At 66.0% G+C, this 22815-nt stretch carries 15 protein-coding genes; 10 read left to right on the top strand and 5 right to left on the bottom strand.

Annotated elements, in window-relative coordinates; genetic code table 11:
• Together BLV92_RS30475 and BLV92_RS30470 are read right to left on the bottom strand one after the other, a co-directional pair.
• A complete protein-coding gene (locus BLV92_RS30475; protein WP_090552869.1) occupies positions 1-966 on the bottom strand; it encodes an ABC transporter substrate-binding protein in 966 nt (321 codons plus the stop codon).
• A gap of 577 nt (positions 967-1543) precedes the next feature.
• The gene (locus BLV92_RS30470) at positions 1544-2302 is read right to left on the bottom strand and encodes a GntR family transcriptional regulator (RefSeq protein ID WP_090552867.1); all 759 of its coding nucleotides are present in this window, start codon (positions 2300-2302) and stop codon (positions 1544-1546) included.
• A 215-nt stretch (positions 2303-2517) separates the two neighbouring features.
• On the opposite strand from BLV92_RS30470, the gene BLV92_RS30465 reads away from it, so the two are divergent.
• Both BLV92_RS30465 and BLV92_RS30460 read left to right on the top strand, forming a co-directional pair.
• Positions 2518-4098: a UxaA family hydrolase gene (locus BLV92_RS30465; protein ID WP_090552866.1), complete on the top strand. Its 1581-nt coding sequence runs from the start codon at positions 2518-2520 to the stop codon at positions 4096-4098.
• A gap of 172 nt (positions 4099-4270) precedes the next feature.
• Positions 4271-5203, top strand: a complete 933-nt coding sequence (locus tag BLV92_RS30460) for a LysR family transcriptional regulator (RefSeq protein ID WP_090553192.1) — start codon at positions 4271-4273, stop codon at positions 5201-5203.
• A 79-nt stretch (positions 5204-5282) separates the two neighbouring features.
• Here BLV92_RS30460 and BLV92_RS30455 read toward each other — a convergent pair whose 3' ends face one another.
• Positions 5283-6203, bottom strand: a complete 921-nt coding sequence (locus BLV92_RS30455; protein WP_090552864.1) for a dihydrodipicolinate synthase family protein — start codon at positions 6201-6203, stop codon at positions 5283-5285.
• 160 nt (positions 6204-6363) lie between these two features.
• On the opposite strand from BLV92_RS30455, the gene BLV92_RS33150 reads away from it, so the two are divergent.
• Positions 6364-6594: an SDR family oxidoreductase gene (locus BLV92_RS33150; protein ID WP_090552863.1), complete on the top strand. Its 231-nt coding sequence runs from the start codon at positions 6364-6366 to the stop codon at positions 6592-6594.
• A 100-nt stretch (positions 6595-6694) separates the two neighbouring features.
• Here BLV92_RS33150 and BLV92_RS30445 read toward each other — a convergent pair whose 3' ends face one another.
• The gene (locus BLV92_RS30445) at positions 6695-7756 is read right to left on the bottom strand and encodes an NAD(P)-dependent alcohol dehydrogenase (RefSeq protein ID WP_090552861.1); all 1062 of its coding nucleotides are present in this window, start codon (positions 7754-7756) and stop codon (positions 6695-6697) included.
• Between the two features lie 196 nt (positions 7757-7952).
• On the opposite strand from BLV92_RS30445, the gene BLV92_RS30440 reads away from it, so the two are divergent.
• The 5 genes from BLV92_RS30440 to BLV92_RS30420 all read left to right on the top strand — a co-directional run bounded on the left by BLV92_RS30440 (position 7953) and on the right by BLV92_RS30420 (position 13324).
• Positions 7953-8882 (top strand): AraC family transcriptional regulator, encoded by a 930-nt coding sequence (locus BLV92_RS30440; protein ID WP_090552860.1) that lies wholly within the window; start codon positions 7953-7955, stop codon positions 8880-8882.
• Between the two features lie 458 nt (positions 8883-9340).
• A complete protein-coding gene (locus tag BLV92_RS30435) occupies positions 9341-10477 on the top strand; it encodes a DUF2827 domain-containing protein (RefSeq protein WP_090552858.1) in 1137 nt (378 codons plus the stop codon).
• Entirely contained in the window at positions 10474-11637 is a 1164-nt protein-coding gene (locus BLV92_RS30430; protein ID WP_090552857.1) for a DUF2827 domain-containing protein, read from the top strand. The genes BLV92_RS30435 and BLV92_RS30430 overlap by 4 nt, the downstream gene beginning before the upstream one ends.
• Entirely contained in the window at positions 11634-12194 is a 561-nt protein-coding gene (locus BLV92_RS30425; RefSeq protein ID WP_090552855.1) for a hypothetical protein, read from the top strand. The genes BLV92_RS30430 and BLV92_RS30425 overlap by 4 nt, the downstream gene beginning before the upstream one ends.
• A complete protein-coding gene (locus tag BLV92_RS30420) occupies positions 12191-13324 on the top strand; it encodes a DUF2827 domain-containing protein (protein ID WP_090552853.1) in 1134 nt (377 codons plus the stop codon). Before BLV92_RS30425 ends, BLV92_RS30420 begins: the two co-directional genes overlap by 4 nt.
• 39 nt (positions 13325-13363) lie before the next feature.
• Here BLV92_RS30420 and BLV92_RS30415 read toward each other — a convergent pair whose 3' ends face one another.
• The gene (locus BLV92_RS30415) at positions 13364-14611 is read right to left on the bottom strand and encodes a porin (RefSeq protein ID WP_090552852.1); all 1248 of its coding nucleotides are present in this window, start codon (positions 14609-14611) and stop codon (positions 13364-13366) included.
• Positions 14612-15283: 672 nt separating this feature from the next.
• On the opposite strand from BLV92_RS30415, the gene BLV92_RS30410 reads away from it, so the two are divergent.
• Both BLV92_RS30410 and BLV92_RS30405 read left to right on the top strand, forming a co-directional pair.
• Entirely contained in the window at positions 15284-20317 is a 5034-nt protein-coding gene (locus BLV92_RS30410) for a YadA-like family protein (RefSeq protein WP_090552850.1), read from the top strand.
• Positions 20318-20996: 679 nt separating this feature from the next.
• Positions 20997-22676 (top strand): methyl-accepting chemotaxis protein, encoded by a 1680-nt coding sequence (locus BLV92_RS30405; protein ID WP_090552848.1) that lies wholly within the window; start codon positions 20997-20999, stop codon positions 22674-22676.
• Positions 22677-22815 lie beyond the last annotated feature (139 nt).

The raw sequence follows: 22815 nt of genomic DNA, 5'->3' as shown, positions 1-22815 counted from the left end.
TCAATACTTGCGGCTCGGCAGCACCTGCGCCGCCACGTCCATCGGGAACACGGTCTCGGTCGTGACGATGCGTTTCGGCAGCGTCTTGCCGGCGACGATGTCCTTCACCGCCGTCATCAACTGCGGGCCGAGCAGCGGACTGCATTCGACGTCGACGTTCATCTTGCCCGCGATCATCGCCTCGAAGCCGCCCTTCGTCGCGTCGAACGACACGATGCTGATGTCCTTGCCGGGTTTCATGCCGGCTTCCTCCATCGCCTGGATCGCGCCGAGCGCCATGTCGTCGTTGTGCGAATAGACGACGTTGATCTTGCTGCCGTAGGTCTTCGCGAACGCCTCCATCACCTGCTTGCCGCCGGCGAGCGTGAAGTCGCCGCTCTGCGACGCGATGATCTTGAACTTCGGATCGTTCTTGATCACCTCGATCAGACCTGCGTGGCGGTCGTTCGCCGGCGCGGAGCCGACCGTGCCTTGCAGCTCGACGATGTTGACCGGCCCCGGCGAACTCTTGTAGTGGTCTTCGAGCCACTTGCCCGCGCGGTGTCCTTCCTCGATGAAGTCGGAGCCGATCATCGTCACGTACAGCGACTGGTCTTTCACGTCGATGTTGCGGTCGGTGAGAATCACCGGGATCTTCGCGCGCTTTGCTTCCTGAAGCACCGGCTCCCAGCCCGATTCGACGACCGGCGAAAACGCGATCACGTCGACTCTTTGCGCGATATACGAGCGGATCGCCTTGATCTGGTTTTCCTGCTTTTGCTGCGCATCGGAGAATTTCAGGTTGATGCCGCTGTCTTTCGCGGCGCTTTTGACCGATACCGTATTCGCGGTGCGCCATGCGCTTTCCGCGCCGACCTGCGCGAAACCCAGCGTGATCGGTTTGTCTTCGGCGTGACCGGCGGCCGAAATCAGCGCGAAGGCGGCTGCGACCAGCCCGCCCGCGATCCTGCGCGTTGCCAGCTTCATGTGTGTCTCCGAGGTAGCCTGCGTTGTAGTTGTTTAAATCAGGCGCTACACCCGTCATCCGCCACGGCCTGGGGAGTGTCACGACGGAGATTCGCGCCATCCTGGGGCCTTCGGTTGATCCTCCGGCCGCCTGCCTTCCGACTTCAATAGACCTACTATATTTGCCGTATTCGGCCGTCGCGATTATCGTTTTCCCGAGCGTTATCGCTTATATAGTCATCCTATTTATGAAATTTCTCAAAGATTGGGAATGGGCGCAATAACGCGCATAAAAGCGGGCGGTCAGTCGTTTCGTTGGGTTATCCGGGAACGATGGGCGGCGGGCGATTCGCTTTTTGAAACCTGCGAGCGGTATGACGCGGTGCAATGCGAAATGCGGTCAATGTGTGCTGCTACGCACGCCGCGTTAATCGCGAGGTTTTCGTGGTTGATGAACATAACGCGCGATGCTCGACGCTCGCCGCTGAAGGGCGATCATCGTCGCCGGCGGGCGAATCGTAAAGGGAACAACGCGTTGTACAGAGTGTGGGACGCCGATGCCGCGATTGCGCGTTGCGCGCGCAATCGTCGTCACGGTTTATGCCGCTGTCGTCGCGGCCGGTTCGTCGGTGCCTTCGAACAGCGCGACGTTCGCGTCGAATGCGATCTTCTGGCGCTCGAACGCGTCGTCGAGATGATCGCGCAGCGCGCGCTCGGCGGCGTCGGGGTCGTGCCGCAGCAGCGCGTCGAGCACCTGCTGATGCTGGCTCAACGTCACGTCCGCGACGACCGGATCGCGCACGGTGATGTGCCGCACGCGATCGATCGGCGCGCGCACGAGTTCGACCAGTTGCTGCATCTTCGGCAGCCGCGCGGACTGGCTGACCGCCGCATGGAACGCGTTGTCGTGACGGATCGCGGCGACCGGGTTGCCGCGCTCGACCGCGCGCCGGTGCGCTTCGTGGATGTCGTGAAGCTGGTCGAGTTCCGCGTCGCTGACGATCTCGGCCGCGCGCCGGATGCTCGCGATCTCCAGCACCTGGCGGATCAGCGCGCTTTCGACGAACTGCTCGCGGCGCACCGGCGCGACGAACGTGCGCGACTGCGCGGCGATCATCACGAGGTCCTCGCGCGCAAGTTGCAGCAGCGCCTCGCGCACCGGCGTGCGCGACACGCCGAGCGCCTCGGCGATCGCGCGTTCGAAGATCACGTCGTTCGGCTGCAACGCCATCGTGATGATCGCTTCGCGCAGACACTGGTAGATCTGCGTGGACAGCGCCATCGAGCGGTCGAGCGCGAGGCCGGCGGACAGCACGCGGCCGATGAACGCGTCGGGATCGTTGCGGATGGACTTCATGAAGGGCGGTCGGTTGGGCCGGGTTGGACTGATGTGGCCAGTATATTAATGCGCCGGGCGGCCCGATAGGCTGCGGCGCGGATCGTTCGAGGGACGCAGGGGATCGTGCGCGTCAGTGGGTAAACCCGGATGACGCTCCTCCGGCACGTCGATACAATTCGGATAATAATCGAATACTAATATATTAGATCGACGACCCGCCAGGAAATCCGACCATGCTTTCCACCGACTCCGAAGCCGCGCCGGCCGACGCGCAGCCTGCGCGGCGCGCCCGCGTGATCCGCCTGAATCCGGCCGACGACGTCGTCGTCGCGCTCGATCAACTGGTGTCCGGCACGACGCTCGACGACGAGCGCGTGACCGTGTCCGGCCTGATTCCGCCCGGCCACAAGGTCGCGACGCGCGCGGTCGAGCCGGGCCAGCCGGTGCATCGTTACGGGCAGATCATCGGGTTCGCGAGCCAGCCGATCCGCGCCGGCCAGCACGTGCATACGCACAATCTCGCGATGGGCGAGTTCGCGCGCGACTACGCGTTCAGCGAGGGCGTGTGCGATATGTCGTCCGCGCCCGCCGTGGAGCCGGCGACGTTCGACGGCATCGTCCGTGCGGATGGCCGTGTCGCGACGCGCAACTATGTCGGCATCCTGACCTCGGTGAACTGCTCGGCGACGGTCGCGCGCGCGATCGCCGATCACTTCCGGCGCGACATCCATCCGGACGCGCTCGCCGCGTTCCCGAACGTCGACGGCGTCGTCGCGCTGACGCACGGCGCCGGCTGCGCGGTCGATCCGGAAGGCGAGGCGCTGTCGATCCTGCAACGCACGCTCGGCGGCTACGCGGTGCATCCGAACTTCGCGGCGGTGCTCGTGATCGGGCTCGGCTGCGAGACGAACCAGATTTCGCGGCTGCTCGACACGCAGGGGCTGACCGAACACGCGCGGCTGCACGCGTTCACGATCCAGGACACCGGCGGCACGACGAAAACGATCGCGAAGGGCATCGAACTGGTCCGCTCCATGCTGCCGGCCGCGAACGACGTGCGGCGCGAGCCGATGCCGGCGAGCCACCTGACGGTCGGCCTGCAATGCGGCGGTTCCGATGGCTACTCGGGCATCACCGCGAACCCCGTGCTCGGCGCGGCGGTCGATCTGCTGGTGCAGCACGGCGGCACCGCGATCCTGTCCGAGACGCCGGAAATCTACGGCGCGGAGCATCTGCTGACGCGCCGCGCGGTGACGCGCGAGGTCGGCGAAAAACTGGTCGCGCGGATCCGCTGGTGGGAGGCCTACTGCGAGCGCCATCACGCGGCGATCAACAACAACCCGTCGGCCGGCAACAAGGCGGGCGGCCTGACGACGGTGCTCGAAAAGTCGCTCGGCGGCATCGCGAAGGCGGGCCACACGAATCTCGTCGAGGTGTACGAGTACGCGCAGCCGGTCGCGAAGAAGGGCCTCGTGTTCATGGATACACCCGGCTACGACCCGATCTCCGCGACCGGCCAGGTGGCGGGCGGCGCGAACCTGATCTGCTTCACGACCGGGCGCGGCTCCGCATACGGCTGCGCGCCGTCGCCGTCGATCAAGCTCGCGACCAACACCGCGCTGTGGCAGCGCCAGTCCGACGACATGGACCTGAACTGCGGCGAGGTGCTGGACGGCACCGCGCGCATCGACGAACTCGGCCGCGTGCTGTTCCGGATGATGCTCGACACGGCGTCCGGCAAGCGGTCGCGCAGCGAGTTGCACGGCTACGGGCAGAACGAGTTCGTGCCGTGGCAGATCGGCGCGATCACGTGATCCGCAGGGCGAGCGCGGGGCAGACCCTGGCCGCGCTCGCCGGCCAGCGCGACGCGAAACCGCCGTCGCGTTCCGGCCGACACGACGACCGGTCCCGCTTCGGCGCGATAACGCCTGCGCGGCTTCGCCGCCCCGACCTCGCGGCGCATTGCGCCGTTCTTTCGCGATCCCGATGAAAAACACGTTGAACGTGCTGCTGTCGCGGCTGCGGATGCGCCAGCTGCAACTGCTGATCGCGCTCGACGACCACCGCTCGCTGCACAAGGCCGCGAGCGCGCTGTCGATCACGCAGTCGGCCGCGAGCAAGGCGCTGCGCGAACTCGAAACGATGCTCGACGCGCCGCTGTTCGAGCGCACGAAGAGCGGGATGATCCCGAACCCGTTCGGCCATTGCGTGATCCGCCATGCGCGGCGGTTCGCGACCGGCCTCGACGCGCTGTGCGACGACGTCGCGCAGATCCGCTCGGGCCGCGGCGGGCGGCTCGCGATCGGCGCGATCATGGGCGCGATACCGGACGTCGTGGTGCCGGCGGTGATCGCGTTGCAGGCGCGCCAGCCGAACCTGTCGGTCGAGATCACCGAGGACACGAGCACGCGGATGCTCGCGCAACTCGACGATGGGCAACTGGACCTCGTGATCGGGCGCTCGACGGTCAGCCAGGACCCGTCGAAGTACCGCTACCGGTCGCTCGGCGCGGAGCCGCTGTCGGTGGTGGTCGGCGGCGGGCATCCGGCCGTCGGAAAAAAGACGCTGACGCTGCGCGATCTCGCGTCGCATCGCTGGGTCACGTATCCCGCGCACATGCCGCTTCACGCGCTGCTCGAACACGAAATGGAACTCGCGGGCCTCGCGATGCCGGCGAACACGATCTCGACCGCATCCACGTTCGTGACCATCGCGCTGCTGCAGCGAAGCGACGATCTGGTGTCGCTGTTGCCGGCCGGCATCGCGCAACTGTTCGCGCGGCGGCGGATGCTGCGGATCCTGCCGGTGAAGCTCGGATCGCAGTCGCAGACGTTCGGCGTCGTCACGCGTCAGCGCAGCGTGTTGTCGCCGGCGGCCGAGCAGTTCATCCGGCTGGTCGAAGCGGGCGGGTTGCCGTAATTCGGCATACGTCCGCGAACGCGACGAAGTCGAATCCCCCGTCGCCGCGCCGCCGAACGTCATCGCCAACCGCTGGCCGTCAACGCCCCCAGCGCAGCACCAGCGGTTCGAGCCGCCGCGCGACCTTCAACAGTCCTTCGCGGGTCGCCGGATGCACGGGCGCGAGCGGATGCCGCAGCGCGTCCGACGCGATCACGCCGCCTTCCTTCATCAGCACCTTGCACGCGGCGAGGCCGGTCTGCCGGTTCTCGTAGTTGATGAGCGGCAGCCACTGCTGGTACAGCGCGGCCGCTGTGTCGGCATCGCCGGCCATGTACGCGTCGTAGATGCGGCGGATGCCGTCCGGGTAGCCGCCGCCGGTCATCGTGCCGGTCGCGCCCGCGTCGAGATCGGGCAGCAGCGTGATCGCCTCTTCGCCGTCCCACGGCCCGGCGATCGCGTCGCCGCCCAGTTCGATCAGTTCGCGCAGCTTCGCGGCCGCCTGCGGGCATTCGATCTTGAAGTACGACACGTTGCCGATCTCTTTCGCGAGCCGCGCGAGGAACGCGGCGGACAGCGTCGTGCCCGACACCGGCGCGTCCTGGATCATGATCGGGATGTCGATCGCGTCGGACACGCGCCGATAGAACTCGTGAATGCCGCGCTCGGACACGCGGATCGTCGCGCCGTGGTACGGCGGCATCACCATCACCATCGCGGCGCCGGCATCCTGCGCGGCGCGGCTGCGCGCGGCGCACACGTCGGAACTGAAGTGCGTGGTCGTGACGATCACCGGCACGCGGCCGGCGACGTGTTCGAGCACGGTCTTTTGAACTGTGTTCCGCTCGTCGTCGGACAGCGCGAACTGTTCGGAGAAGTTCGCGAGGATCGCGAGGCCGTGCGAGCCGGCGTCGATCATGAAATCGACCGCGCGCCGCTGGCCGTCGAGGTCGAGGCGCCCCGCGTCGTCGAAGATGGTCGGCACGACGGGGAATACGCCGCGCCACGCTTGCTGGGTCATCGTGAGTGTCTCCGTGGTCGTTTCGAGCGACTATAGCCGCGGCGCGACGCGGCGGCATAGCGAATTCTTTCCATCGGGTGATCGCTTTTGCGACTTGCGGACACGGGTTTCGTCGGGCCGCCGCGATTCGAGAGCCCGGCGGCGGACGCGGCGGCTCGACGTGACGTCGGCCGACGACTGCCAGGCCGCGCACGACTCCGTTGCCGCGACGCATGGATCGCTCGACATCCTGATCAAACACGCGGGCATCTGGCTCGACAGCCCGGACGCGGCGACGCCGCCGGACCGGCCGCCCGGCGAAGTGGCCGCCGCGATCGTCTTTCTCGCGGGGCCGGACGCCGGTTACATCACCGGCTCGGTGCTGGACGTGAACGGCGGATATACGGCTTGATCGGGCGGCGGCGTTTCACGTAGCAGGCGCGCCGCCGGCCGATGCGAAAAAAACGGCGGCGCGCATCGAACCCCATGCACAATAGCCGCCGCGCCGCGTGTTACGCGACTTCGCCGCGAAGCGACGCCATGTCGATCACGAACCGATACTTGACGTCGTTCTTTTCGAGCCGCTGCCACGCTTCGTTCACCTGCTGGATCGGCACCACTTCGACGTCGCTGACCACGCCGTGTTTCGCGCAGAAGTCGATCATCTCCTGGGTCTCCGCCATCCCGCCGATCCCCGATCCGGAAATGCTCTTGCGGCCGAAGATCAGGTTCGCGCCGTTCAGCGCCGGCTGAAGCGGTTCGAGCGCGCCGACCAGCACCATCGTCCGGTCGCGCTTGAGCAGCGCGAGGTACGGATTGACGTCGTGGCCGACCGGAATCGTGTTCAGCAGGAAGTCGAAGCTCGCCGCGTGCGACGCCATCGCGGCCGGATCGCGCGACACCAGCACCTCGTCCGCGCCGAGCCGGGTCGCGTCGCGGCCTTTCTCCGGCGTCGTCGTAATCATCACGACCTGCGCGCCCATCGCCTTCGCGAGCTTCACGCCCATGTGGCCGAGGCCGCCGAGTCCGATCACGCCGACCTTCTGGCCCGGCCCGACCTTCCAGTGCCGCAGCGGCGAATAGGTGGTGATGCCCGCGCACAGCAGCGGCGCCGCGCCCTTCAGGTCGAGCGTCTCCGGAATGCTGACGACGAAGCGTTCCTCGACGACGATCTGGTCCGAGTAGCCGCCGTAGGTCGGCGTCACGCCGTCGCGCTCGATCGCGTTGTACGTCCACGTCGCGCCTTCGTCGCAATACTGTTCGAGGTCTTCCTCGCAGGCCGAACAGTGGCGGCAGGAATCGACCATGCAGCCGACGCCCGCGTAGTCGCCGGGTTTCAGCTTCGTGACGTGCGCGCCGACCGCGACGACGCGCCCGATGATCTCGTGGCCCGGCACCATCGGAAACAGTTCGGCGCCCCAGTGCGCGTGCGCCTGGTGCAGGTCGGAGTGACAGATGCCGCTGTAGAGGATCTCGATCTGGACGTCGTGCGGGCCGGGCGCGCGGCGTTCGAACTGGAACGGCGTCAGCGGGGCGCCGGCGTGCTGGGCGGCATAGCCGTGAACCTGGATCATGCGAATCTCCTTCGGGTTCGGGCCCGCAACGGAAGCGGGCGAATGAAAGACAGACGGATTGTGGTCGTTGCGGCGCGCTGCCGGCTCCACATTCCTGCCTGATTCGTGCACGATCCTGCGAATCCGGATCGGCGGTGTTTCCCTGTGCGCGGCGTGGCGCAATAATCCGGTCAGCACATTTCAGGAACCGCAGCGCATGGATCTCCATAGACTCGTCGCGCCGCCGGCCCCGGAGCGGGGCAGCGCGCTGGCCGAACTGGCCCGCATCGTCGAGCGGTTTTCGCCGATCGACGGCGAGCACCGCACCGCCATCGAGCCGCTGACTTTTCACCGCTATTCTGCGCCTTCGGCCGGCGAGTACACGTTCAGCAAGGTCGCGCTGATCTTCGCCGCGCAGGGCGCGAAGCAGATCACCGCCGGCGACCAGTCGTACCGCTACGACACCGCCCACTGCCTCGTGGTGTCGATCGACCTGCCGATCGTCGGCCGCGTGATCGAGGCGAGCCGCGAGCGGCCGTACCTGTGTTTCGCGCTGGAACTCGACATCGCGCTCGCGACGGATCTCGTCGTCTCGCGCGACCTGCCGCCGCCGGACGCCGCGCCGGCCGGGCCGGGGATCAGCGCGGGCGCGCTGCCGCCAGCGCTGCTGGACGCCGCGTGCCGGCTCGCGCGGCTGCTCGACACGCCGCGGGACATTCCGACGCTCGCGCCGCTGATCCAGCAGGAGATCATCTACCGCGTGCTGACGAGCAGCCAGGGCGCGCGGCTGCGCGACGCGCTGGTCGCCGACAGCCGCACGTCGCGGATCGGGCGGGCGGTCGAATGGGTGAAGGCGCACTACGCGGCGCCGCTGCGGCTCGACGTGCTGGCCTCTCACGTGAACATGAGCGTGTCGTCGCTGCACCGGCATTTCAAGGATTCGACGTCGCTGAGCCCGCTGCAGTACCAGAAACGCCTGCGGCTCTTCGAGGCGCGCCGGCGGCTGATGCAGGGCGCGACCGACCTCGGCGTCGTCGCGGCGGCGGTCGGCTACGACAGTCTTTCGCAGTTCCATCGCGAATACAAACGGCTGTTCGGCGCGCCGCCGATGCAGGATGCGGTGAGGTTGAGGACGGAGCGGAGGTGAGCGGCGGGTTTGCTTACTTTCGAGCGGCGAGGCGTATCGGTTGATTGCCGCCGCCGCCGTTTCGCTTTATCGCAATTCTCCGGCACGGCGGCCGGATTTACCCGGGCGAATGCCCGCATCGCGACGGGTTTCGCCGGCCCCCACGACCCAACAGATGATCGCCGTCAGGACGCCGCCGGATTGCGCGTCCCGAACGCACGCTCTGCCCATAAAATCTTGCGCTTTCCGGGCCGCTGCCTGCGCGCGTGACGAACGGGAAGCGGCGCGCCCATCTCATTACGACGGATGCAAGCGCGACGTTTTCCATGCCAATCCGTTGTTCGGCGATCGAATGAATTTCGCACGTTCCGTCTCGCGCCGCCGGTCAGCCCGCGTCAACCCGCCGTTCGGCCTTCACGCGCTTCATGCACTTCATGCACGCGTGAAGGCCGCGCGGCTTCAGGAGAACAAACCGGACCGTGCGCATCGGCATTTCCGTCCTCAGTCATAGCGGCCAGAGCATCTGGCAGAACGGTCTCGGCCAGAACGCGATCTTTCTTGCCGCCGCGTTCCGGCGTCTGCCGTTCGTGCGCGAAGTGATGCTGATCGACGCCGGCAGCGAGCGCGCATTGCCTTGCGAAGTCGAACGCGTTGCGCCCGGCCTGCGCCTCGTCACGCAGCGGGACGCGACCGACGAAGTCGACGTGATCGTCGAGATGGCCGGCGCGCTCGACTGCGCATGGCTCGACCTGATGAGCGCGCGCGGCTGCAAGGTCGTGTTCTGCTGCTGCGGGCAACCGTATGCGGCGCTCGTCGAGCCCGCGGTGTTCGACCGGCCGGGCTCCGTCCAGCGGCCCGACCGCTGCGACGAAGTCTGGCTGCTGCCGAAGGACCGGCTGTCGATTCCGTGGATGCGCACGCTGCACCGTTGCCCGGTGCATATCGTGCCTTTCGTCTGGAGCCCCGCGTTTCTCGAAGCGCGGATCGCCGAAATCGCGCGTCACGGCGTGCACTACGGCTACGCAGCGGCGCGCGAAGCGCGCGAGGCCGCAGGCGGCGGCCTGCGGGTCGCGATCTTCGAGCCGAACATCTCCGTCGTCAAGGCGTCGAGCATTCCGATGCTGGTCTGCGACGAAGCCTGGCGCATGGAGCGCGGCGCGGTCAGTGCGATGCACGTATTGAACACGCTGCACATGAAGGATCACCGGACGATGCTGCATCTCGCGAACTCGCTCGACCTCGTGCGCGAGCATCGCGCGACGTTCCACGGCCGGCACGACATCGCCGGCTTCATGGGCCAGCATGCGGACGCGGTCGTCTCGCATCAGTGGAACAACGACCAGAACTATGCGTACCTCGACGTGCTGTATGGCGACTATCCGCTGATCCACAATTCGCCGTGGCTTGCCGACGCTGGCTACTACTATCCGGACTTCGACGCGGATGCGGGCGCGCGTCAACTGCTCGCCGCCGCGCGGGGGCACGACGCGGCGCTCGCCGCGTATCGCGCGCGCTCGCGCGCGGTGTTCGACGCGGTCGATCCGCACAGCGACGCGAACCTCGCGGCCTATGCGGAGCGACTGCTTGCGCTCGGCGCGCGCGGAGGCAACGCATGACGCAGAAGGCTCGAAGCGACTCCGCGCGGCGTGGGCTGAAGGTCGGCGTGTCGCTGTTCGTGCGCAAGGGCGGGCAGTCGCTGTGGGAGAACGGCATCTTCCAGAACTGCCTGTTTCTGGTGATGCTGCTGCGCAAGGTGCCGTCGGTGTCCGAGGTGTATCTCGTGATCGGCGGCGGCGATGGCGATTGCGACGACGCGCGCCGCCTGGTCGAGGACGCGCCCGCGCCGCTGATCGACATGAGCGACGCGGCCGCGCGTCTCGACCTGATGATCGAGATGAGCGCGCAGCTCGATCGCGCCTGGGTCGAGCGGTTCCGCGACCGCGGCGGCCGGGTCGTGTCGATGCGGGTCGGCAACGACTATGTGATCGACGTCGAGCGGATGGTGTTCAACCGTCCGCATGCGCTGCTGATCCACCGCACGCCGTATCACGAGGTCTGGACGCTGCCCGAATACGCGACGACCTGCGCGCCGTACTATCGCGGCGCGATGCGCGCGCCGGTGCGGATCCTGCCGCATCTGTGGAGCCCGCTCGTGCTGGACCGCGCGGCCGCGCGGCTGCCGGCGGACCGGCCATTCGGCTATCGGCCCGGCCGGCGGCGCTGGCGGGCCGGCATCTTCGAGCCGAACCTGTGCATGGTCAAGACGAGTCCGCTGCCGATGCTGTGCTGCGAGGCCGCGCATCGCGCCGATCCGGACCTGCTCGAACACGTGTGGGTCTACAACACGCTGAAGATGAAGGACCATCCGGGCTTCAACGCGTTCGCGCGCAGTCTCGACATCGTGCGGCACGGCATCGCGTCGTTCGAGGGGCGCTTTCCGTTCTACGAGGTGATGGGCGGTTACGTGGACGCGGTGGTCGCGCACCAGTGGGAAAACGCGCAGAACTACCTGTATTACGAGGCGCTGCACGGCGGTTATCCGCTCGTGCACAACTCGCCGCTGATCGGCGGCTGCGGCTATCGCTATCACGACTTCGACTGCGAGGAGGGCGGCCGCGCGCTGCGCGACGCGTTCGTCCGGCACGACGCCGAACTCGGCCGTTATCGCGAGACGGCGCGCGCGTTCCTGCGGACGCTGCATCCCGAGGACGAGGGCAACGTCCGGGCCTATGCGGCCGCCATCGACGCGTTGTACCCGCAAGGAATCTACGCATGAAACGAATCGTTCCGGCCGCCCTGGTCGTTGCGGCAGCGATCGCGAGCTTCGCCGCCCACGCGCAAGGCGTGCTCGCGCCGGGCGGCGCGCCGGCCGCGCCGGTCAATCCGCTGACCCGCGCGGCGTCGAGCGTCGGCGTGCGGCAATGCCTGCCCGCGCTGGACGCGCTGTCGTCGATCGGCGTGCGCGGCGCGACGCGCAGCGACGTGCTGATCGACTGGGACCGCGCCCATCCGAACGGCGCGCCCGTGTTCTCGCTGGTCGGGCTGGAGACCGCGCAGGGCAACGCGGTGATCTCCGTGAACGCGGCGCCGGCGGCGGACGGCACGTGTGCGGTGTCGGCCGAGCGGGTCGCGTTCGACGCGTCGCCGTGCCGGCAGGTCGCGCAGCGCGAACTGCGCGACTACCGCGCGACGCCGCTCCTGCCGCACATGACCGTCTATACGCGCGACCGGGAGCCCGGCTCGACGGTGTCGCTGGTCGATTCGCCGCCCGGCTGTCTGACGATCCGGCGTTACGTGAAATTTTCGGCGTCGTACGGCGCGGGTCCGCAATGACCGCGCACGCGCGCCGGATCGGCATCACGATCGGCCTGAACCGCGCGGACGAATCGCTGTGGACCAACGGCATCAAGCAGAACGCGGTGTTCCTGTCGGACACGCTGCGCCGCTGCCCCGGCGTGGAGCGCGTGACGCTCGTGAACACGACCGCGGTGCCGGTGACGTCCGCGTTGCCATGGGATGTCGCGCGATGGCCGACCTGCGCGTTCGACGAAGTGAAGGACGACCTCGACGTCGTGATCGAACTCGGCGGCCAGCTCGACGCCGCGCGCACCGATTATCTGAAGACGCGCGGCGTGCGGCTCGTCTCGTACTGCTGCGGCTCCGAATACGTGCACGCGACCGAGGCGATCCTCGCGGGCCGGCCGGTGTGGGGCGGCGGCCTGTTCGTGAATCCGCGCTACGACGATTTGTGGGTGATCCCGCAGGTGGCCGGCAACAGCCGCCCGTACTTCGAGGTGCTGCGCCGGGTTCCGGCGCGTGTCGTGCCGTTCGTCTGGAGCCCGGCGTTCATCGACGAGCGCGGCCGCGCGCTGCCGGACGGCGGCGTCCATGTGCCGAAGCGGGGGCCGGTGCGGCTCGCGGTGATGGAGCCGAATATCAACATCGTGAAGTTCTGCCTGTACCCGGCGTTGATCGCGGAACAGGCTTACCGCGCGCGTCCCGACGACGTCGCGCTGCTACAGGTGACGAACGCGTTGGCGCTCGCGCAGCAGAACCCGGACTTCATCGCGCTGATGAACCAGCTCGACATCGTGCGCGATCACAAGGCCGTGTTTCTTGGCCGCTACGATACGCCGGCGTTTCTCGCGCACGGCGTCGATATCGTCGTGTCGCACCAGATGGAGAACCCGCTCAACTACTTCTATCTCGAAGTGTGCTGGTTGGGGTATCCGCTCGTGCACAACGCGGCGCTGTGCCCCGAACTCGGCTACTACTATCGCGCGAACGACGTCAGCGAAGGCGCCGCGCGGCTGCTCGAAGCGATCGACGCGCGCCTCGGCGATCCGCACGCCTGGCGCGAACGCCAGCGCGCGATGATCGCCCGGTTCCTGCCGGACGATCCGCTGGTCGTCAGCACGTATGCGACGCTGCTCGATGCGTTGATGCGGCGGCCGCTGCGCTGACACCGCGGCCGCGCAGTGGTGCGCGGCCGCGTTCGTGCATCAGAACCGGTGCCGCAGCCCGAGCGACACGACGACCTGGTTGCTGTTCGACGAAGGCGTCAGCGTATAGACGGACGCGTTGAACACCGGATTGCCGTTGCCGCCGCTCACGCTCTGATAGATGCCTTCCAGATACACGTCCGAGCGTTTCGTGAACGCGTAGTCGGCTTGCGCGACGACCTGGTTCCACTTCGGCCGCGTCTGCCCGGTGCTGCTGTCGAAACGCGCCATCGTGTACGTGTACGCGGCGGCGAGGCTCAGCGCGCTCGTGACGAAGTAGCGGCCATCGACCGAGAAATTGTCGAACACCAGCGTATTGCCCTTCAGCGTGCTGATGTTGCCGCCCTGATAGACGCCGGTCACGTCGTCGGTCGTCGAATGCGACCACGCGACGCCGACCGAGTGCGGCCCGAACGCATAGCGTCCCGCGAGCGCCCAGATCTGCTCGCTGCCGCCCGTGACCGTCGCGGAGCCGTCCGTCGTGCTGACCGCGCCGGCCGCGTTCGCGAGGTTCGAATCGCGGTTGATCTTCAGGTAACCCGCGCCCAGCTTGATCGGTCCGTTCGCATACGACAGGCCCGCGCTCCATGCCGCGTTGTTGCCGAACTGGCCCGGCGTGTTCGAGAACCCGTACATCGCGCCGAACGTGAGGCCGCGCCACGTCGGGCTCACGTATTTCACCGAGTTGTTGATGCGGATGTTCTGGATCGAGTCGTCGTTGTCGTATGGGTGCATCGCGAGGTTGCCGCCCCAGCCGGACCCGGATGCGCCGAGCGGCGTCACGAAGTTCAGGATCAGGTCGTACTGGCGGCCGAGGGTCAGCGTGCCGGCCGTGTTCGATTGCAGGCCGACCCACGCCTGGCGGCCGAACATGTCGACGCCTTTCTGCGACAGCGCGCCAGTCGTGGACGAAAAACCATTCTCCAGCGTGAAGACCGCGGCTGTCCCGCCGCCGAGGTCCTCGCTGCCGCGCAGGCCCCAGCGCGACGCGCTCAGGTTGCCGCTCGTCATCGTCCAGTCGCTGCTGCCCGGCGAGCCCGCGCCGCCGGTGCGCTGGTTGTTCGCGTAGGTGATCGACGTGTCGATCAGGCCGTACAGCGTGACGCTGCTTTGCGCGTGCGCCACGCCGATCCCGACGCCGGCGATGCAGGCCGCGACGGCCGCTTGCGCGACGGCGGTGGACGGGCGGCGCGCGGCGCGCGAGGGCCTGTCGCGGTGCTGCTTCTGTTCGTTGTGGTTCGAATGCATGGAGTTGTCTGTGCGTGTCGTGGGTGGGGCGGCGCGGCCTGCCATGCCGTCGTGACGAACGGATGACGGCGCTGGGCGGATTATTGGCGCGGGTGTTGCGGACGATTAATACGCTGTGATGGAAGGGTCTTCTGCGGGATGGGGAGGAATGGGGTGTGCGGACACTCAACCAGGCTCTGATCCGGGCTTTGACCTAAGCAATCGAAGTTTTCTATCCCTGAGACCCTAATGGACTTTCATGCTGGTCTGAATCAAATCTAAAAATCCTGGTTTTTAGAGATAAATGGTTGATGTAATACTTTCCGTAAAGTCAGGGCTCAATGGCGTGGAATTTATTGCGTTGATTTTTCGCATCCGCAGAATCAGGAAGTCGAGAATTCAGCACGGAATTGGGTGCGTAATCCCAAAAAAGAGCGCCAACTGCGAGCGGGTGAATGCCAAATCCCCACGGATATTCGTGCGAAAAAACTAAAAGTAAAAGGCTGCGTTATATCAAGTCGTGATGATGTTTTTACATTTTCTTTGCATTGTTAATCTTGTGATTGAACGATGATTCGCCAGTTTTTAGCCGGTTTCACTCGCTGGAATTCGGGAGGTCATTGAGTCGAGTGCGATGGCCTGCGTTAAACAGGAGTGGTCGTTTCTCTTTGATGTCCGTAGGTGTGAATAGCCATGAACAGGATTTTCAGGGTTGTCTGGAGCCGTGCGCGGGAAGCATGGGTCGTCGTCGCGGAGAAAGCGACGTGTTCGCGAGGCAGTGTCAAGTCTCAGGAAGACGGCAGCGAGCGGAAGGCGCCCGCGTGTGGAGAACGGGGAACGGCCATTTCGTTGCCCGGCCACAAGGCGACGCACAACGCGATGCGGGTTGCCGTCTCCAATGCGGTGCTGATCTTCAGTGCGTGGCTGGCGACGTCGGGAACCGCGGCGGCGGTCGGTTATACGGTGTCGTCGGGGGCGAGTGCCACGGGCGCGACAATCAACTCGATCGCCGTTGGCTGTTCGGCGAATGCCGGGGATGCTTCCGTTGCGATCGGCGGCGACTGCTCGAACAGCGCCTATAGCGCGAACGCCACCGGCACCAAGTCCGTTTCCGTTGGCTACCACTCTGCGTCGACGGCCGACTATGCGACGGCGGTCGGTAACAACGCGGGCGCTGCGGGCGTCAACAGTGTCGCGGTCGGGAACTATGCAAAATCGAACGCGACGAGTTCGATCGCGATCGGCAACAGTTCTTCGACCGGCGCGGCTGCGACCAGCAGCATTGCTGTCGGGGATGGCGCAAGCGTTTCGGGAGCCAATGCCGTCTCGATCGGAGCCGGCGCCAATGCATCGGCGGCGAACTCTGTTGCGCTTGGCGCCAATGCAGTGACGAACGCGAATCTGGGCGCGGCGGCCTACAATCCGGGCAACGGCACGATAGCGGGGACGGCGGCCGGCGAGGTTTCCGTGGGCGCGGCTGGTGCGGAGCGCCGTGTCACGAATGTCGCGGCAGGCACTGCGGATACCGATGCCGTCAATGTCAGCCAGCTCAAGTCGCTGAACCAGAAGACAAACCAGACCGGCGCGGATACGGCATCGGCGCTGGGCGGCGGCGCGAGCTACGATTCGACCACGGGAGCGATCAGTGCTTCCGCCTATGCCGTTCAGGGCGCGACGGTGCACGACATCGGCAGTGCGTTGACCGTGCTGGATACTGCGACGACCGCCAACGCCGGCGCGTTGTCGTCGCTTTCGACTGCGACGGCATCGGGACTGGGCTCGTTGTCCACGGGACTGGATACCACGAATGGCGTTGTCGTGTCGCTTTCGACGGCCACAGCTACAGGGCTGAATTCGCTGTCGACGGGTATCGACGCGACCAACACCCAGTTGGGTAACCTCTCGACATCGACGTGGACGAGCGTCAGTTCGTTGTCAACCGGCATCGCCAATTCTGTCCAGTACGACGACCCCAGTCATACGACTGTCACCCTGGGCGGTGTGGGGGCCGCCTCCGCGGTGACCATCACCAATGTGGCGCCAGGCGTGAATCCGACTGACGCGGTGAACTTTGGACAGCTCACGTCATTGTCGACGGCCACGACGTCGGGCCTCGGTTCCCTGTCCACGAAACTCGATGAAACGAATTCGAATCTGACGTCGCTTTCTTCGACCGTCGATTCTGTGTCCACCTCTGCGGCGGCGGGTTTGAGTTCGTTGTCGACGGGGCTTGAGACGACGAGTAGCAACGTGGCTTCGTTGTCGAGTGGTCTCGATGCGACCAACAACACCGTGGCGTCTCTGTCGACCTCGACGTCCGAGAGCCTGGGCTCGCTGTCGACGGGGCTGTCGACGACGGGCAGCAACGTCGCGTCGTTGTCGAGTGGTCTCGATGCGACCAACAGCACGGTGACATCGCTGTCGACCTCGACGGCCGATGGGCTGGGTTCTCTGTCGACGGGGTTGTCGACGACGAGCAGCAACGTCGCGTCGTTGTCGAGTGGTCTCGATGCGACGAACAACACTGTGGCATCGCTGTCGACCTCGACGACGGAAGGGCTGGGCTCCCTGTCGACAGGGCTCGATACGACCAATAGCAACGTGGATTCGCTGTCGACCGGTATCGCGGCGACGAACACGCAACTCGACAACCTGTCGACGTCGACATCGGCGAGCGTGAGTTCGTTGTCGACCGGCGTGGCCAATGCCGTTCAGTACGACGGCCCGGATCATACGACTATCACGCTGGGCGGTGTCGGCGCGGCGTCGGCGGTGACCATCACCAACGTGGCGGCGGGCGCGAACCCGACCGATGCGGTGAATTTTGGCCAGCTCACGTCGCTGTCGACGGCCACGTCGACGGGCCTGGATTCCCTGTCGACCGTGCTGGGTACGACGACTTCGAGTCTGGCGTCGCTTTCCACGACTGTCGATTCGGTGTCCACGTCCACGGCGGCGGGGTTGAATTCGTTGTCCACCGGGCTTGATACGGTTGGCAGTAATGTGGCGTCGCTGTCGACTTCGACGGCTGAAGGGCTGGGGTCGCTGTCGACGGGTCTGTCGACGACGGGCAGCAATGTCGCATCGTTGTCGAGCGGCCTCGACGAGACCAACAGCACGGTGGCATCGCTGTCGACTTCGACGGCTGACGGACTCGGTTCGCTGTCGACTGGGTTGTCGACGACGACCAGTAATGTGGCTTCGTTGTCGAGTGGGCTAGACGAGACTAATAGCACCGTGTCGTCGCTGTCGAGTGGTCTCGATGCGACCAACAGCACGGTGTCGTCGCTGTCGACCTCGACGGCCGAAGGGCTGGGCTCGCTGTCAACGGGGCTGTCGACGACGGGTAGCAACGTTGCATCGTTGTCGAGTGGTCTAGATGCGACCAACAACACGGTGGCGTCGCTGTCGACCTCGACGGCCGATGGCCTAGGTTCACTGTCAACGGGTCTTTCGACAACGGGCAGTAACGTTGCATCGCTGTCGAGCGGTCTCGATGCGACCAACAACACAGTGTCGTCGCTGTCGACCTCGACGGCCGATGGTCTGGGTTCACTGTCAACGGGGCTGTCGACGACGGGTAGCAACGTTGCATCGTTGTCGAGTGGTCTAGATGCGACCAACAACACGGTGTCGTCGCTGTCGACCTCGACAGCCGATGGTCTGGGTTCGCTGTCAACGGGTCTGTCGACGACGACCAGCAACGTTGCATCGTTGTCGAGCGGCCTCGATGCAACCAACAGTACGGTGTCTTCGCTATCGACGTCAACGGCCGAAGGGTTAGGATCGCTGTCGACAGGTCTGTCGACGACGAGCAGTAATGTCGCGTCGTTGTCGAGCGGTCTCGATGCGACCAACAACACAGTGTCGTCGTTGTCGACGTCGACGGCCGAAGGGTTGGGTTCGCTGTCGACGGGCCTGTCGACGACGAGCAGCAATGTCGCGTCATTGTCGAGCGGCCTTGATGAGACCAACAGTACGGTGTCGTCGCTCTCGACGTCGACGGCTGAAGGACTGGGATCGTTGTCGACGGGTCTGTCGACGACGAGCAGTAATGTCGCGTCGCTGTCGAGCGGTCTCGACGAGACCAACAGCACGGTGTCATCGCTCTCGACGTCGACGGCTGACGGACTCGGTTCGCTGTCGACGGGCCTGTCGACGACTACCAGCAACGTCGCGTCGCTGTCGAGTGGTCTCGATGCGACTAACAGCACAGTGGCATCGTTGTCGACCTCGACCGCCGATGGCTTGGGTTCGCTGTCGACGGGGCTGTCGACGACGACCAGCAACGTCGCATCGTTGTCGAGCGGCCTCGATGCGACCAACAGCACGGTGTCGTCGCTGTCGACGTCGACGGCCGAAGGACTGGGTTCGCTGTCTACCGGTCTGTCGACGACGAGCAGCAACGTTGCATCGCTGTCGAGTGGTCTCGATATGACCAACAACACGGTGTCGTCGCTGTCGACGTCAACGGCCGACGGATTGGGCTCGCTGTCGACAGGCTTGTCGACGACGAGCAGTAACGTTGTGTCGTTGTCGACCTCGACAGCCGAAGGCCTGGGTTCACTGTCGACGGGCTTGTCGACGACGACCAGCAACGTCGCATCGTTGTCGAGCGGCCTCGATGCAACCAACAACACGGTGGCGTCGCTATCGACCTCAACGGCCGAAGGCCTGGACTCGCTGTCAACGGGCCTATCGACGACAACCAGCAACGTCGCATCACTGTCAACCGGCCTCGACACGACGAACAGCAACGTAGCATCGCTATCGACCTCCACAGCCGAAGGCCTCGGCTCCCTGTCAACCGGCCTGTCGACAACGACAGGCAACATCGCCTCGCTATCGACCGGCCTGACCACGGTCGGCAACTCCCTGACGTCCTTGTCCACCTCGGTCGAGCCGCTGGTCGCCCAGGCGAACGCCGCGGCCGGCAGCGGCGGCTCGGTGGTGGGGACCGTCGTCGGCGGCGCAGCGGCCAACGGCGAAGTGCAGACGCGCGGTCCCGCCGGCGAAGCCGTGAAACTGGTGATGCCCGCCTCGTGCGGGTCGGTCTCCGGGATCGACGCGACTGGCACCGGCGTCTGTTCGAAGGCGCAGGCCGACGGCGCGACGGCCTACGGGTCGAACGCGTCCGCAACCGCGGAAAACACGACGGCCATCGGCTTCCGCGCGGCCGCCACGTACGCGGGCTCGGTCGCCATCGGCTACAACGCGCGGGCGACCGCCGATCCGACGACGGCCATCGGCTCGAACGCACTGGCGTCGGGCAACAACGCGGTCGCGCTCGGCGCGGACGCGCAGGCGACGGCCGCGAACTCGGTCGCGCTCGGCACGGGTTCCGTGGCCTCCGAGGACAATACGGTCTCGGTCGGCGCGCAGGGCGCGGAGCGCCGGATCACCAACGTGTCGGCGGGCATCAACCCGACCGACGCGGTCAACGTCGGCCAGCTCCGCGACGCGATTTCCGGCGTGCAGAACCAGATCAACGACGTCGCGCGGAATGCCTATTCGGGGGTCGCGGCGGCCACGGCGTTGACGATGATCCCGGAAGTCGACCCGGGCAAGACGTTGTCGTTCGGGATCGGCGCAGCTTCGTTCCACGGCTACCAGGCCGTGGCGCTCGGCGGCACCGCGCGCATCACGCAGAACCTCAAGGTGAAGGCCGGCGTCGGGATCAGCGGAGCCAGCACCGCGTTCGGAGCGGGCGCGGCTTATCAGTGGTAGAAAGCCCTGTCGTCGGGCGAGCGCGTCGCCCGCATCCGGCGTATTCCGCAGGATCGACGCGACCGCCCGACAGGCAGACCCCGAACCATTGAAGCAGGCGGCGACGTTGCGTCATACGCATCGTCGCCCGCATCCATCGACGGGTGGCGAGTCCGCTCGCGACGATCGCTGCCGCCGACGGTCGCCGGAAGCTGACCAAACAAACACCACAGGCAAGCCCGGCCCACGATCCCCCGTATCACGCGACGAGACGCTTCGTCTTGCAGATCATTTCGCGCAGCACGACCGTTCATACGCCGCCGCCAGGCCCGACGCGCAAAGGCGCACGCCAACGCCTGCTCACGAACTACGCGCGCCAGACAGCCGCCGATCGCGCCCATCACCCAATCCTGCACCATTGTGGATTCCGAACGGTGCAACTCAGTGCATGAGCGGCTTCCAAAGCGCGCCGATCACGCATCGAATGCGCCGCTCCAACGTCGAAAATTTTTCTTCATTCCGGCACTCAATTCGTCAGATCAATTGCCGTAAACCCTGAAATAAGGAGCGCGCCGGCATTGCATGGCGCGCCCGGCATCGCCGTGGGCAATTTCATCCGGGTGTCACAGGGCGATGCAGTACCTCTCTCGCGTCATGCCGTATCGACATTACAAGCGCCGTTGAAGCAGGGATTGCATACATGAAGATTTCAAGTCTAGGGATCGGGGCCCGCCTCAGTTCTGCATTCGCTCTCGTCGTCATTTTGCTGATTGGTATCGCCGTCCTGGGCGTCGAGCACCTGAACGCCAGCAACGAAAAGATGGACCACATCGTCAGCCAGCGTTACCGGCTGATCGCGCTCAGCACCCAGATCAAGAACAACGGCTACAAGGCCAACGGCATTCTCGGCAATCTGCTGCTGGTCACGTCGCCGGAGCAGGCCAGGCAGTACATGGACGGCTACACGGCTGTTCGAAATGCGAACGCCGAAGTCTACGGGAAGCTCGACAAGCTGCTCACCGACGACCGCAGCAAGGCGCTGTTCCAGGAGCAGTTCCAGGCGCGCGGCGCGTACGGCGGCGCGGTCAAGAAGTTCTTCGAACTCGTCGCCGCGAACCAGCAGCAGGACGCCCGCGATCTCTACCAGGGCGACCTCGCGCGGCTGCAGGACAGCTATTACGTGCTGGTCGACAAGATGGTCGACTACCAGGCGAAGGCGATGGAGGACGACGTCGCGAAGGCGGCCGACGACGGCCAGTCGGCGAAGATCCAGATGGTGCTGCTGTCGGTGTTCGCGATCGTGATCGCGGCCGGAACGGGCTTCTTCATCACGCGCAGCATCACGCGGCCGATCCATCGCGCGGTCAGCGTCGCCGAGGCGGTGTCGGGCGGCGATCTCACGCATCACGTCCAGGTTGACTCGAACGACGAAATCGGCCGGCTGCTCGCCGCACTGCGGCAGATGACCGAGAACCTGCACGGCCTCGTGTCGAACGTGCGCAAGGGCACCGAGACGATCACCAGCGCGTCGCACGAAGTCGCGAGCGGGAACATGGATCTGTCGAGCCGCACCGAGCAGCAGGCGAGCGCGCTGGAGCAGACGGCCGCCGCGATGGAGCAGCTGACGTCCACCGTCAAGCACAACGCGGACAACGCGGCCGAGGCGAACCAGGTCGCGTCGAACGCGTCGGTCGTCGCGGCGAAGGGCGGCGACGCGGTGAACCGCGTCGTCGACACGATGAGCGCGATCAACGACTCGTCGCGCAAGATCGTGGACATCATCGGCGTGATCGAAGGCATCGCGTTCCAGACCAACATCCTCGCGCTGAACGCGGCGGTCGAAGCGGCGCGCGCGGGCGAACACGGCCGCGGTTTCGCGGTTGTCGCGAGCGAGGTGCGCAGCCTCGCGCAGCGCAGCGCCGTCGCCGCGAAGGAAATCAAGACGCTGATCGATGACTCGGTCAATCACGTCGAGGCCGGCGGCCGCATCGTCGACGAAGCCGGGCAGATCATCCGCGAGGTCGTGACGAACATCCAGCACGTGACGGCGATCGTCGGCGAGATGAGCGCGTCGAGCCGCGAACAGAGCGACGGCATCGAGCAGATCAACCGCGCGGTCACGCAGATGGATCAGGTCACGCAGGAAAACGCCGCGCTCGTCGAGGAAAGCGCCGCCGCCGCGCAGGCGATGCGCGATCAGGCGAACCAGTTGACGGACATGGTCAGCGTGTTCCGCCTCGACGAAACCGCGCATGCGCCGAGGCGCGCGGTCCAGCGGGCTGAATTTCGGGCCGATTTTCGGGCTGAATCTCGGGCTGATTCGCGCGACACCGCGGAGCCGGCCGAAGCGGTCGCGCCGTCGCTCGCGCTCAGCAGCTAAAGGATTGTCGTAACAGGGGAGGTCGCTACGAAGGACGGAGACACGGGTCCGCTGCGTTGACCCGATGAAAGAAACAGCGGAGCGCGCGGCCGGTCACGATGGCGCGCGTTCCGGAGCCGTCCCGCCGTCCGCAGGCGGC

It is taken from the genome of Paraburkholderia caballeronis (genome assembly GCF_900104845.1).
In the GTDB taxonomy this organism is placed as follows: domain Bacteria; phylum Pseudomonadota; class Gammaproteobacteria; order Burkholderiales; family Burkholderiaceae; genus Paraburkholderia; species Paraburkholderia caballeronis.
This window is presented reverse-complemented; position numbering and strand designations above follow the sequence as displayed.

Excerpts from the sequence above, each read along its gene's own strand:
- BLV92_RS30475 (WP_090552869.1), bottom strand. The coding sequence starts at position 966 with ATGAAGCTGGCAACGCGCAGGATCGCGGGCGGGCTGGTCGCAGCCGCC.
- BLV92_RS30470 (WP_090552867.1), bottom strand. The coding sequence starts at position 2,302 with ATGAAGTCCATCCGCAACGATCCCGACGCGTTCATCGGCCGCGTGCTG.
- BLV92_RS30465 (WP_090552866.1), top strand. The coding sequence starts at position 2,518 with ATGCTTTCCACCGACTCCGAAGCCGCGCCGGCCGACGCGCAGCCTGCG.
- BLV92_RS30460 (WP_090553192.1), top strand. The coding sequence starts at position 4,271 with ATGAAAAACACGTTGAACGTGCTGCTGTCGCGGCTGCGGATGCGCCAG.
- BLV92_RS30455 (WP_090552864.1), bottom strand. The coding sequence starts at position 6,203 with ATGACCCAGCAAGCGTGGCGCGGCGTATTCCCCGTCGTGCCGACCATC.
- BLV92_RS30445 (WP_090552861.1), bottom strand. The coding sequence starts at position 7,756 with ATGATCCAGGTTCACGGCTATGCCGCCCAGCACGCCGGCGCCCCGCTG.
- BLV92_RS30440 (WP_090552860.1), top strand. The coding sequence starts at position 7,953 with ATGGATCTCCATAGACTCGTCGCGCCGCCGGCCCCGGAGCGGGGCAGC.
- BLV92_RS30430 (WP_090552857.1), top strand. The coding sequence starts at position 10,474 with ATGACGCAGAAGGCTCGAAGCGACTCCGCGCGGCGTGGGCTGAAGGTC.
- BLV92_RS30425 (WP_090552855.1), top strand. The coding sequence starts at position 11,634 with ATGAAACGAATCGTTCCGGCCGCCCTGGTCGTTGCGGCAGCGATCGCG.
- BLV92_RS30420 (WP_090552853.1), top strand. The coding sequence starts at position 12,191 with ATGACCGCGCACGCGCGCCGGATCGGCATCACGATCGGCCTGAACCGC.
- BLV92_RS30415 (WP_090552852.1), bottom strand. The coding sequence starts at position 14,611 with ATGCATTCGAACCACAACGAACAGAAGCAGCACCGCGACAGGCCCTCG.
- BLV92_RS30410 (WP_090552850.1), top strand. The coding sequence starts at position 15,284 with ATGAACAGGATTTTCAGGGTTGTCTGGAGCCGTGCGCGGGAAGCATGG.
- BLV92_RS30405 (WP_090552848.1), top strand. The coding sequence starts at position 20,997 with ATGAAGATTTCAAGTCTAGGGATCGGGGCCCGCCTCAGTTCTGCATTC.